This is a genomic window from Pseudomonas sp. GW821-FHT10C09 (assembly GCF_059415465.1).
On sequence record NZ_JBWKNG010000006.1, the window covers coordinates 260,628 to 271,940 of the forward strand.

Consider the following 11,313-nt stretch of genomic DNA (forward strand, 5'->3'; position numbering starts at 1 on the left):
AGATAATATCGCTGTAATAACAAATAATCAACCCGGTAGCGCACTAGCTACCGGGCTTGAAGCACAATCACACTCAGCCTTGGCGCTGTTTGTGACGCGGTTCCGCGCTGCAAATTACTCGAACAACACCTTCGCGGCGAATAATTTTGCAGTTACGGCACAGCTTTTTCACCGATGCACGAACTTTCATCACCAACTCCTCGAACCTTATGGGTACTCAGCGCAACATGCCGCTGCCGTAACCCTTCAGGTTGGCTTTCTTCATCAGGGATTCGTACTGGTGCGAAACGAGGTGCGATTGTACTTGGGACATGAAGTCCATCACAACCACGACGACGATCAGCAACGAGGTCCCGCCAAGGTAGAACGGTACGTTTGCTGCAACCACCAGGAACTGGGGCAACAAGCACACGGCCGTCATGTAAAGAGCACCGAACATGGTCAAGCGGGTCAGAACGCCATCAATGTAGCGCGCAGACTGCTCACCTGGACGGATGCCCGGAATAAAGGCACCGGACTTCTTCAGGTTTTCCGCTACGTCTTTCGGATTGAACATCAACGCCGTATAGAAGAAGCAGAAGAAAATAATCCCTGCACTAAACAGCAGAATATTCAACGGCTGACCAGGAGCGATCGACTGCGAGATGTCCTGCAACCAGCCCATACCTTCAGACTGACCAAACCAGGCACCCAACGAAGCCGGGAACAGCAAAATGCTGCTCGCGAAAATGGCCGGAATAACACCGGCCATGTTCACCTTCAGCGGCAAGTGGCTAGTCTGCGCAGCAAAGACCTTACGGCCCTGCTGACGCTTGGCGTAGTGAACAGCAATACGACGCTGACCACGCTCAATGAACACCACGAAACCGATAATCGCTACTGCCAGCAAACCGATGGCAACCAGGGCGAAGATGTTGATATCACCCTGACGTGCAGACTCGAAAGACTGCCCGATCGCTCTCGGAAGACCGGCGACGATACCCGAAAAAATCAACATCGAGATACCGTTGCCAACACCACGCTCAGTAATCTGCTCACCCAGCCACATCATGAACATCGCACCAGCCACAAAAGTGGATACCGCGACGAAATGGAAGCCAAAGTCACCAGTGAACGCAACGCCCTGCCCTGCCAGACCAATGGACATGCCAATTGCCTGAACGAGAGCGAGGACGACAGTGCCGTAGCGGGTGTACTGGCTGATCTTGCGACGGCCAGCTTCACCTTCCTTCTTCAACTGCTCCAGCTGCGGGCTGACGGCGGTCATCAGTTGCATGATGATCGATGCCGAAATGTACGGCATGATCCCCAGTGCAAAGATGCTCATCCGTTCCAGCGCGCCGCCGGAAAACATGTTGAACAAGCTAAGAATGGTCCCCTCATTCTGTCGAAACAGGTCCGCGAGTCGGTCCGGGTTGATACCTGGAACCGGGATGTGTGCGCCTATTCGGTAGACGATAATCGCCAGGAACAGAAAACGCAGACGAGCCCAGAGTTCAGACATACCGCCTTTGCCGAGCGCAGAGAGAGCACCTTGCTTAGCCATTTATTCCTCGAACTTGCCGCCAGCTGCTTCGATAGCCGCACGCGCACCTTTGGTGGCGCCGATTCCCTTTCCGATGGTGACAGCGCGAGTAACTTCGCCGGACAGCATGATTTTCACACGCTGAACGTTGACGTTGATCACGTTGGCATCTTTCAGGGACTGCACGGTGACGATGTCGCCTTCCACTTTAGCCAGCTCGGACAGACGCACTTCTGCGCGGTCCATGGCTTTCAGGGAAACGAAACCGAACTTCGGCAGGCGACGATGCAGCGGCTGTTGACCGCCTTCAAAGCCTGGAGCAATGGTGCCACCGGAGCGGGAAGACTGACCTTTGTGGCCACGGCCACCGGTCTTGCCCAAACCACTACCGATACCACGGCCCGGACGATGCTTTTCGCGACGGGAACCCGGCGCTGGACTCAGATCATTGAGTTTCATCGATTAACCCTCGACACGCAGCATGTAGTAAGCCTTGTTGATCATCCCGCGATTCTCGGGAGTATCAAGTACTTCTACAGTGTGACCGATGCGACGCAGACCCAGACCCTTAACGCACAGTTTGTGGTTAGGGATACGGCCGGTCATGCTTTTGATCAGCGTAACTTTAACGGTAGCCATGATCAGAAGATCTCCTTGACGCTTTTGCCACGCTTGGCGGCAATGGATTCAGGAGACTGCATAGCTTTCAAACCTTTGAAAGTGGCGTGAACCACGTTTACCGGGTTAGTCGAGCCGTAGCACTTGGCCAGAACGTTCTGAACGCCAGCAACTTCGAGGACAGCACGCATAGCGCCGCCAGCGATGATACCGGTACCTTCAGAAGCAGGCTGCATGTACACCTTCGAAGCGCCGTGACCGGACTTCATTGCGTACTGCAGAGTGGTGCCGTTCAGATCAACTTGGATCATGTTGCGGCGAGCAGCTTCCATTGCCTTCTGGATCGCAGCAGGCACTTCACGCGACTTGCCACGGCCGAAGCCAACACGCCCTTTACCATCACCAACCACGGTCAACGCGGTGAAAGTGAAGATACGGCCGCCTTTAACGGTTTTGGCTACGCGGTTAACTTGAACCAGCTTCTCGATGTAGCCTTCGTCGCGCTTTTGGTCGTTATTTGACATAACTTAGAACTCCAGCCCAGCTTCACGAGCAGCATCAGCCAGCGCCTTGACGCGGCCGTGGTACTTGAAGCCAGAGCGGTCGAAAGCCACCTGCGAGACGCCAGCGGCTTTAGCACGCGTAGCGACCAGCTGGCCAACCTTAGTGGCCGCGTCGATGTTGCCAGTGGCGCCATCACGCAGTTCTTTATCCAAAGTCGAGGCAGATGCCAGGACTTTGTTGCCGTCGGCCGAAATGACCTGGGCGTAGATGTGCTGCGACGAGCGGAACACGCAGAGACGCACGACTTCGAGTTCGTGCATTTTCAGGCGTGCTTTGCGAGCGCGACGCAGTCGAGTAACTTTTTTGTCGGTCATTTGCTATGCCCTACTTCTTCTTGGCTTCTTTACGACGGACGACTTCGTCCGCGTAGCGCACACCTTTGCCTTTGTACGGCTCTGGTGGACGGAAGTCGCGGATCTCGGCGGCCACTTGACCTACCAGCTGCTTATCGATGCCCTTGATCAGGATATCGGTCTGGCTAGGAGTCTCAGCGGTGATGCCTTCCGGCAGTTCATAATCCACTGGGTGCGAGAAGCCAAGAGCCAGGTTCAGCACTGTGCCTTTTGCTTGCGCTTTGTAACCAACACCGACCAGCTGGAGCTTGCGCTCGAAGCCTTGGCTTACGCCTTGGACCATGTTGTTTACCAACGCACGAGTGGTACCAGCCATTGCGCGAGTTTGTTGATCGCCATTGCGAGCAGCGAAACGCAGCTCACCAGCTTCTTCAACGATCTCAACGGACGAATGGATGTTCAGTTCGAGAGTGCCCTTGGCACCCTTCACCGAAAGCTGTTGGCCTGCGAATTTGACTTCGACACCGGCTGGCAGCTTAACGGGGTTCTTAGCGACGCGTGACATGCTTATCCCCCCTTAGAACACAGTGCAAAGAACTTCGCCGCCGACACCGGCAGCGCGCGCAGCACGATCCGTCATCACACCTTTGTTGGTGGAGACGATAGACACACCGAGACCGCCACGAACTTTTGGCAGATCATCGACGGACTTGTACTGACGCAGGCCTGGACGGCTAACGCGCTTCACTTCCTCGATGACCGGACGGCCTTCGAAGTACTTCAGCTCGATGGACAGCAGTGGTTTGATTTCGCTGCTGATCTGATAACCCGCAATGTAACCTTCGTCCTTCAGGACTTTGGCAACAGCTACCTTCAAAGTAGAAGATGGCATGCTTACGACGGACTTTTCAGCCATCTGGGCATTACGGATTCGAGTTAGCATGTCCGCTAACGGGTCCTGCATACTCATGGGCTAGACGCTCCTAATACAAAAAAATTAGCCTTGCGGCTACTACTTGTCGCCGAGCTCATCCATGCGGAAAAAGCACGGGCTCAGGCGAGCCGGGTATTCTAGACACACCCCACAAATGAATCAAGCCCCAAAAGGGGCTTGATTCAAGTTCAAGGTCACCGGCGGTCAGTATCTTGCGATTCCGAACGCCGAGACTTTGATAGTGCTTACCAGCTGGCTTTAACCAGACCAGGTACGTCACCACGCATTGCAGCTTCACGCAGTTTGTTACGGCCGAGGCCGAACTTGCGGTAAACGCCGTGTGGACGACCGGTCAGGCGGCAGCGGTTACGCATGCGCGAGGCGCTTGCGTCACGTGGCTGCTTCTGCAGAGCTACTGTAGCTTCCCAACGTGCTTCTGGACTTGCGTTCAGATCAACGATGATAGCTTTCAGTGCTGCACGCTTTTTGGCGTACTTGGCAACCGTGAGCTGACGCTTCAGCTCGCGGTTTTTCATGCTCATCTTGGCCATTTTCCTACTCCAATCAGTTGCGGAACGGGAATTTGAAAGCACGCAACAGGGCGCGACCTTCATCATCGTTCTTGGCAGTGGTGGTCAGGGTAATGTCCAGACCGCGGAGAGCATCGATCTTGTCGTAGTCGATTTCCGGGAAGATGATCTGCTCTTTAACGCCCATGCTGTAGTTACCACGACCATCGAAGGACTTGGCATTCAGGCCGCGGAAGTCGCGAACCCGAGGCAGGGAGATCGACAGCAGACGATCCAGGAACTCGTACATACGCTCACGGCGCAGGGTCACTTTGACGCCGATCGGCCAACCTTCACGGACTTTAAAGCCAGCGATGGATTTCCGAGCGTAGGTCACAACGACTTTCTGGCCGGTGATCTTTTCCAGGTCGGCAACAGCGTGCTCGATGACTTTTTTGTCACCGACGGCTTCGCCCAGACCCATGTTCAGGGTGATTTTTGTAACGCGTGGAACTTCCATCACGTTCGAAAGCTTAAGTTCTTCCTTAAGTTTCGGTGCGATTTCCTTCCAGTAAATCTCTTTTAGTCGTGCCATGGTCTTCTACCTAGCAGTGTTCAAGCATCAACCGCTTTTTGGGTCGACTTGAAGACACGAATTTTCTTGCCGTCTTCTACTTTGAAACCAACGCGGTCAGCCTTGTTGGTTTCGCCGTTGAAAATGGCGACGTTAGAAGCGTCCAGTGGAGCTTCTTTTTCGACGATACCGCCTTGTACGCCCGACATCGGGTTAGGCTTGGTATGACGCTTAACCAGGTTCAGACCGCCAATAACCAGACGGTTATTAGCGAGAACCTTAAGCACCTTACCGCGCTTACCTTTGTCTTTGCCGGCGATCACGATGATCTCGTCGTCACGACGAATCTTTTGCATGTCGGATCTCCTTACAGCACTTCTGGGGCGAGCGAGACGATCTTCATGAACTTCTCAGTACGAAGTTCACGGGTCACTGGCCCAAAGATACGGGTGCCGATCGGCTCTTGCTTGTTGTTCAGAAGAACAGCAGCGTTGCCATCAAAGCGGATAATGGAGCCATCAGCACGACGTACGCCGTGACGAGTGCGGACTACAACAGCAGTCATCACTTGGCCTTTTTTCACTTTACCGCGAGGAATTGCTTCCTTCACGGTAACTTTGATGATGTCACCGATACCAGCGTAACGACGATGGGAGCCACCCAGCACCTTGATGCACATAACACGGCGAGCGCCGCTGTTATCGGCCACATCGAGCATGGATTGAGTCTGAATCATATAATTTCTCCGACCCCTAGTCCTTAGACTTCCACAGCGCGTTCGAGAACATCAACCAGCGCCCAAGACTTGGTCTTGGCCAAAGGACGAGTTTCACGAATAGTGACTTTGTCGCCGATGTGGCACTGATTGGTTTCGTCGTGCGCGTGCAGCTTAGTCGAACGCTTAACGTATTTACCGTAGATCGGGTGCTTTACGCGACGCTCGATCAGTACGGTGATGGTTTTGTCCATCTTGTCGCTGACAACACGGCCAGTCAGCGTACGGACAGTTTTTTCGGCTTCAGCCATGATTACTTACCTGCCTGCTGGTTGAGCACAGTCTTCACGCGAGCGATGTCACGCTTAACTTGCGAGAGCAGATGAGACTGCCCCAACTGGCCAGTTGCTTTCTGCATACGCAGATTGAACTGGTCGCGCAGCAAGCCGAGCAGTTGCTCGTTCAGCTGCTGTGCGGATTTTTCACGAAGTTCATTCGCTTTCATCACATCACCGTCCGTTTAACAAAGGCGGTGGCGAGCGGCAGCTTTGCAGCAGCCAGGGCAAAAGCCTCACGCGCCAGCTCTTCAGAAACACCCTCGATTTCATACAGGACTTTGCCTGGCTGAATCTGGGCAACCCAGTACTCCACACTACCCTTACCTTTACCCATACGAACTTCGAGGGGCTTTTTGGAAATAGGCTTGTCCGGGAATACACGGATCCAGATCTTGCCGCCACGTTTAACGTGACGGGTCAGAGCACGACGCGCTGACTCGATCTGACGAGCGGTGAGACGACCACGAGCTACAGACTTCAGCGCATATTCGCCGAAGCTGACTTTGCTACCGCGCTGTGCCAGACCACGGTTGTGGCCTGTCATCTGCTTGCGGAACTTCGTACGCTTTGGTTGCAACATTTGGCGTACCCCTTACTTAGCAGCTTTTTTACGAGGCGCTGGTGCTTGTGGTTTCAGTTCTTCTTGGCGACCACCAATTACTTCGCCTTTGAAGATCCAAACCTTTACACCGATCACACCGTAAGTGGTGTGAGCTTCGTAGTTGGCATAGTCGATGTCGGCACGCAGGGTGTGCAGTGGCACACGACCTTCGCGATACCATTCAGTACGTGCGATTTCAGCACCGCCGAGACGACCGCTCACTTGGATTTTGATGCCTTTGGCACCAATGCGCATGGCGTTCTGAACAGCGCGCTTCATAGCGCGACGGAACATTACGCGACGCTCCAGCTGCTGAGCTACGCTCTGCGCAACCAGCATACCGTCGAGCTCCGGCTTGCGGATCTCTTCGATATTGATGTGCACAGGCACACCCATTTGCTTGGTCAGGTCCTGACGCAGTTTCTCAACATCTTCACCTTTCTTCCCGATAACGATACCTGGACGAGCGGTGTGGATGGTGATACGTGCAGTCTGAGCCGGACGATGGATATCGATACGGCTTACGGACGCGCTTTTTAGTTTGTCTTGGAGATACTCACGCACCTTCAGATCAGCGAACAAATAGTCCGCATAAGTCCGACCGTCTGCGTACCAGACGGAGGTGTGCTCCTTGACGATTCCCAGGCGAATGCCAATGGGATGTACTTTCTGACCCATCTCTTCGACTCCGTTACTTGTCAGCAACCTTGACAGTGATATGGCAAGACCGCTTGACGATGCGATCAGCACGGCCTTTGGCACGTGGCATGATGCGCTTCAGCGAACGCCCTTCGTTGACGAAAACGGTGCTGACTTTAAGGTCATCAACGTCTGCGCCTTCGTTATGCTCGGCGTTGGCTACGGCCGACTCCAGCACTTTCTTCATGATCTCGGCGGCTTTCTTACTGCTGAAAGCCAACAAGTTGAGCGCTTCGCCCACCTTCTTCCCGCGGATCTGGTCGGCGACCAAGCGGGCTTTCTGGGCGGAGATTCGAGCGCCCGACAACTTAGCGGCTACTTCCATTTCCTAACCCCTTAACGCTTGGCTTTCTTGTCTGCCACGTGCCCACGATAAGTGCGGGTACCGGCGAACTCGCCCAGTTTGTGGCCGACCATGTCTTCGTTAACGAGAACTGGGACGTGTTGACGACCGTTGTGTACTGCGATGGTCAAACCGACCATTTGTGGCAGGATCATCGAACGACGCGACCAGGTTTTCACCGGTTTGCGATCGTTCTTTTCCGCCGCCACTTCGATCTTCTTCAGTAGGTGAAGATCGATAAAAGGACCTTTTTTCAGAGAACGTGGCACTGTCGTATCCCTCTATTTACTTGCGACGACGGACGATCATTTTGTCGGTACGCTTATTACCACGAGTCTTCGCGCCCTTAGTCGGGAAGCCCCATGGCGATACCGGATGACGACCACCAGAGGTACGACCTTCACCACCACCATGTGGGTGGTCAACCGGGTTCATGGCAACACCACGAACGGTTGGGCGAACGCCACGCCAGCGTTTGGCACCAGCTTTACCCAGCGAACGCAGGCTGTGCTCGGAGTTCGAGACTTCGCCCAGGGTCGCACGGCATTCAGCCAGCACTTTACGCATCTCACCAGAACGCAGACGCAGGGTCACGTAGACACCTTCACGAGCGATCAGCTGAGCCGAAGCACCAGCGGAACGAGCGATCTGTGCGCCTTTACCTGGCTTCAATTCGATGCCGTGTACGGTGCTACCAACTGGAATGTTACGCAGTTGCAGAGCGTTGCCCGGCTTGATCGGTGCCAGAGCACCTGCGATCAGCTGGTCACCAGCACTCACGCCTTTAGGGGCGATGATGTAGCGACGCTCGCCATCTGCGTACAGCAGCAGAGCGATGTGAGCAGTACGGTTTGGATCGTATTCAATACGCTCGACAGTGGCAGAGATGCCATCTTTGTCGTTGCGACGGAAATCGACCAGACGATAATGCTGCTTATGGCCACCACCGATGTGACGAGTGGTAATGCGACCATTGTTGTTACGACCACCAGTCTTCGATTTTTTCTCGAGCAGCGGTGCGTGAGGAGCGCCTTTATGCAGCTCCTGGTTGACCACCTTGACCACAAAACGGCGGCCAGGGGAAGTCGGTTTGCATTTAACGATTGCCATGATGCACCCCTTCCTTACTCAGCACTGCTGCTGAAATCGAGATCTTGGCCTGGCTGAAGGGAGATAACTGCCTTCTTCCAGTCATTACGCTTGCCCAGACCGCGAGCAGTGCGCTTGCTCTTACCCAGAACATTCAGGGTAGTAACACGCTCTACTTTCACGCTGAACAGGCTTTCGACGGCCTTCTTGATTTCCAGCTTGGTTGCGTCAGTTGCAACCTTGAAAACGAACTGGCCTTTTTTGTCAGCCAGAACCGTAGCCTTCTCGGAAACGTGCGGGCCAAGCAGAACTTTAAATACGCGTTCCTGGTTCATCCCAGCAGCTCCTCGAATTTCTTCACGGCCGACACGGTGATCAACACCTTGTCGTATGCGATCAGACTAACTGGATCGGAACCTTGCACGTCACGTACATCAACGTGTGGCAGGTTACGAGCAGCCAGGTACAGGTTCTGATCAACGACTTCAGACACGATCAAGACGTCAGTCAAGCCCATGCCGGTCAGTTTGTTCAGCAGATCTTTGGTCTTCGGTGCATCAACAGCGAAGTCCTGAACCACTACCAGACGATCAGTACGCACCAGCTCAGCAAGGATGGAACGCATTGCTGCGCGATACATCTTCTTGTTCAGCTTCTGGGTGTGATCCTGAGGACGAGCTGCGAAAGTGGTACCGCCGCCACGCCAGATTGGGCTACGGATAGTACCGGCACGAGCACGGCCAGTACCTTTCTGACGCCATGGGCGCTTACCGCCACCACGAACGTCGGAACGGGTCTTTTGCTGCTTGGAACCCTGACGGCCGCCGGCCATGTAGGCCACGACTGCTTGGTGAACCAGCGTCTCGTTGAATTCGCCGCCAAATGTCAGTTCGGAAACTTCGATCGCTTGAGCGTCATTTACATTTAATTGCATGTCAGCTTCCCCTTAACCGCGAGCCTTGGCTGCTGGACGTACAACCAAGTTGCCGCCAGTAGCGCCAGGAACAGCGCCCTTGACCAACAACAGATTGCGTTCAGCGTCCACGCGCACTACTTCGAGGGACTGCACGGTCACGCGCTCAGCGCCCATATGACCGGACATTTTTTTGCCCTTGAATACACGACCAGGAGTCTGGCACTGGCCGATAGAGCCTGGAACGCGGTGGGACACGGAGTTACCGTGGGTATTATCTTGCCCGCGGAAGTTCCAACGCTTGATCGTACCCTGGAAGCCTTTACCCTTGGACTGACCGGTTACATCAACCAGTTGACCAGCGGCGAAGATTTCAGCGTTGATCAGATCGCCGGCCTGGTACTCGCCTTCTTCAAGGCGGAATTCCATTACGGTGCGACCAGCGGCAACGTTCGCTTTAGCGAAGTGGCCAGCTTGAGCAGCTGTAACACGCGAAGCACGACGCTCGCCTACAGTGACTTGCACTGCACGATAGCCATCGGTCTCTTCAGTTTTGAACTGGGTGACGCGATTCGGTTCGATCTCAATGACCGTGACCGGAATGGAGACACCTTCTTCGGTGAAAATACGGGTCATACCGCATTTACGACCGACTACACCAATAGTCATGTTGTAAACCTCATGAGTGTACGGGGCTTTCACCCGCTATGGCCGCCCATTTCAGAGCGTTACACGACTAAGACCGAGTCTTAGCCGAGGCTGATCTGCACTTCCACACCGGCCGCAAGATCAAGCTTCATAAGAGCATCAACGGTTTTATCCGTTGGCTGGACGATGTCCAGAACACGCTTATGAGTACGGATCTCGTACTGGTCACGCGCGTCTTTGTTGACGTGCGGGGAGACCAGAACGGTGAACCGCTCTTTACGGGTAGGCAGTGGAATTGGACCACGCACTTGAGCACCAGTACGTTTCGCGGTTTCCACGATTTCCTGGGTGGATTGGTCGATCAGGCGATGGTCAAAAGCCTTCAACCTGATACGGATTTGCTGATTTTGCATTGGATTTCAGACTCCGGCTGCTATTCCCACCGAGCGCAATACGCCCGTTAAAAGGAGGCGCAATTCTATAGACGCCCCAGATAGGTGTCAACCCAATAAAAAAGGCCCCCGCTAAGCGGGGGCCTTCTTAAAAAAATCGAGCTATCTCAGAAGAGATAATTACTCGATGATTTTAGCTACAACGCCAGCACCAACGGTACGGCCGCCTTCACGGATAGCGAAGCGCAGACCGTCTTCCATTGCGATGGTTTTGATCAGGGTAACAGTCATTTGAATGTTGTCACCTGGCATTACCATTTCAACGCCTTCTGGCAATTCGCAGTTACCGGTCACGTCAGTAGTACGGAAGTAGAACTGTGGACGGTAGCCTTTGAAGAACGGAGTATGACGACCGCCTTCTTCCTTGCTCAGAACGTAAACTTCTGCGGTGAACTTGGTGTGAGGCTTAACCGAACCCGGTTTAACCAGAACCTGGCCACGCTCAACGTCGTCACGCTTGGTGCCGCGCAGCAGCACGCCGCAGTTCTCGCCAGCACG

The 11,313-nt window shown here is 54.2% G+C and carries 24 protein-coding genes; all 24 read right to left on the reverse strand.

Annotated features, from left to right (window positions below):
* Positions 1–73 precede the first annotated feature (73 nt).
* On the reverse strand, positions 74–190 hold the full coding sequence (rpmJ, locus tag AC07N8_RS08290) for a 50S ribosomal protein L36 (RefSeq protein WP_002555468.1): 117 nt from the start codon (positions 188–190) through the stop codon (positions 74–76).
* A gap of 27 nt (positions 191–217) precedes the next feature.
* Complete coding sequence (secY, locus tag AC07N8_RS08295) at positions 218–1,546, reverse strand: preprotein translocase subunit SecY (protein WP_003228718.1); 1,329 nt, start codon at positions 1,544–1,546, stop codon at positions 218–220.
* Complete coding sequence (gene rplO / locus AC07N8_RS08300; RefSeq protein ID WP_007896782.1) at positions 1,547–1,984, reverse strand: 50S ribosomal protein L15; 438 nt, start codon at positions 1,982–1,984, stop codon at positions 1,547–1,549.
* A 3-nt stretch (positions 1,985–1,987) separates the two neighbouring features.
* Positions 1,988–2,164 (reverse strand): 50S ribosomal protein L30, encoded by a 177-nt coding sequence (gene rpmD / locus AC07N8_RS08305; protein WP_003186033.1) that lies wholly within the window; start codon positions 2,162–2,164, stop codon positions 1,988–1,990.
* A 2-nt stretch (positions 2,165–2,166) separates the two neighbouring features.
* Positions 2,167–2,667, reverse strand: a complete 501-nt coding sequence (rpsE, locus tag AC07N8_RS08310; protein ID WP_007943782.1) for a 30S ribosomal protein S5 — start codon at positions 2,665–2,667, stop codon at positions 2,167–2,169.
* Positions 2,668–2,670: 3 nt separating this feature from the next.
* Positions 2,671–3,021 (reverse strand): 50S ribosomal protein L18, encoded by a 351-nt coding sequence (gene rplR / locus AC07N8_RS08315; protein WP_003186037.1) that lies wholly within the window; start codon positions 3,019–3,021, stop codon positions 2,671–2,673.
* 10 nt (positions 3,022–3,031) lie between these two features.
* A complete protein-coding gene (gene rplF, locus AC07N8_RS08320) occupies positions 3,032–3,565 on the reverse strand; it encodes a 50S ribosomal protein L6 (protein ID WP_003176412.1) in 534 nt (177 codons plus the stop codon).
* Positions 3,566–3,577: 12 nt separating this feature from the next.
* A complete protein-coding gene (gene rpsH, locus AC07N8_RS08325; protein WP_003186040.1) occupies positions 3,578–3,970 on the reverse strand; it encodes a 30S ribosomal protein S8 in 393 nt (130 codons plus the stop codon).
* A 209-nt stretch (positions 3,971–4,179) separates the two neighbouring features.
* Entirely contained in the window at positions 4,180–4,485 is a 306-nt protein-coding gene (rpsN, locus tag AC07N8_RS08330) for a 30S ribosomal protein S14 (RefSeq protein ID WP_003176414.1), read from the reverse strand.
* 13 nt (positions 4,486–4,498) lie between these two features.
* On the reverse strand, positions 4,499–5,038 hold the full coding sequence (rplE, locus tag AC07N8_RS08335; protein ID WP_003176415.1) for a 50S ribosomal protein L5: 540 nt from the start codon (positions 5,036–5,038) through the stop codon (positions 4,499–4,501).
* A 20-nt stretch (positions 5,039–5,058) separates the two neighbouring features.
* Entirely contained in the window at positions 5,059–5,373 is a 315-nt protein-coding gene (gene rplX / locus AC07N8_RS08340; protein WP_003176416.1) for a 50S ribosomal protein L24, read from the reverse strand.
* Positions 5,374–5,384: 11 nt separating this feature from the next.
* A complete protein-coding gene (gene rplN, locus AC07N8_RS08345) occupies positions 5,385–5,753 on the reverse strand; it encodes a 50S ribosomal protein L14 (RefSeq protein WP_002555479.1) in 369 nt (122 codons plus the stop codon).
* A 23-nt stretch (positions 5,754–5,776) separates the two neighbouring features.
* On the reverse strand, positions 5,777–6,043 hold the full coding sequence (rpsQ, locus tag AC07N8_RS08350; RefSeq protein WP_003176419.1) for a 30S ribosomal protein S17: 267 nt from the start codon (positions 6,041–6,043) through the stop codon (positions 5,777–5,779).
* A 2-nt stretch (positions 6,044–6,045) separates the two neighbouring features.
* Positions 6,046–6,237 carry a 50S ribosomal protein L29 gene (gene rpmC, locus AC07N8_RS08355; protein ID WP_002555481.1) on the reverse strand — a complete coding sequence of 64 codons (192 nt, stop codon included), beginning with the start codon at positions 6,235–6,237 and terminating at the stop codon, positions 6,046–6,048.
* Positions 6,237–6,650 (reverse strand): 50S ribosomal protein L16, encoded by a 414-nt coding sequence (gene rplP / locus AC07N8_RS08360; protein ID WP_007943783.1) that lies wholly within the window; start codon positions 6,648–6,650, stop codon positions 6,237–6,239. The genes rpmC and rplP overlap by 1 nt, the downstream gene beginning before the upstream one ends.
* Positions 6,651–6,662: 12 nt before the next feature.
* Positions 6,663–7,349: a 30S ribosomal protein S3 gene (rpsC, locus tag AC07N8_RS08365; RefSeq protein WP_003176422.1), complete on the reverse strand. Its 687-nt coding sequence runs from the start codon at positions 7,347–7,349 to the stop codon at positions 6,663–6,665.
* 13 nt (positions 7,350–7,362) lie between these two features.
* A complete protein-coding gene (gene rplV / locus AC07N8_RS08370; protein ID WP_003103908.1) occupies positions 7,363–7,695 on the reverse strand; it encodes a 50S ribosomal protein L22 in 333 nt (110 codons plus the stop codon).
* An 11-nt stretch (positions 7,696–7,706) separates the two neighbouring features.
* Entirely contained in the window at positions 7,707–7,982 is a 276-nt protein-coding gene (gene rpsS, locus AC07N8_RS08375) for a 30S ribosomal protein S19 (RefSeq protein WP_002555486.1), read from the reverse strand.
* Positions 7,983–7,998: 16 nt separating this feature from the next.
* On the reverse strand, positions 7,999–8,823 hold the full coding sequence (gene rplB, locus AC07N8_RS08380) for a 50S ribosomal protein L2 (protein WP_003176423.1): 825 nt from the start codon (positions 8,821–8,823) through the stop codon (positions 7,999–8,001).
* A gap of 14 nt (positions 8,824–8,837) precedes the next feature.
* Positions 8,838–9,137: a 50S ribosomal protein L23 gene (gene rplW, locus AC07N8_RS08385; protein ID WP_002555488.1), complete on the reverse strand. Its 300-nt coding sequence runs from the start codon at positions 9,135–9,137 to the stop codon at positions 8,838–8,840.
* Entirely contained in the window at positions 9,134–9,736 is a 603-nt protein-coding gene (gene rplD / locus AC07N8_RS08390) for a 50S ribosomal protein L4 (protein WP_007896707.1), read from the reverse strand. The genes rplW and rplD overlap by 4 nt, the downstream gene beginning before the upstream one ends.
* A 12-nt stretch (positions 9,737–9,748) precedes the next feature.
* Entirely contained in the window at positions 9,749–10,384 is a 636-nt protein-coding gene (gene rplC / locus AC07N8_RS08395; RefSeq protein WP_003186059.1) for a 50S ribosomal protein L3, read from the reverse strand.
* 80 nt (positions 10,385–10,464) lie between these two features.
* Positions 10,465–10,776: a 30S ribosomal protein S10 gene (gene rpsJ, locus AC07N8_RS08400; RefSeq protein ID WP_003186070.1), complete on the reverse strand. Its 312-nt coding sequence runs from the start codon at positions 10,774–10,776 to the stop codon at positions 10,465–10,467.
* Positions 10,777–10,935: 159 nt separating this feature from the next.
* Positions 10,936–11,313: EF-Tu C-terminal domain-related protein (locus tag AC07N8_RS08405; RefSeq protein ID WP_081011215.1), on the reverse strand; the 378-nt coding region annotated here is incomplete at its 5' end.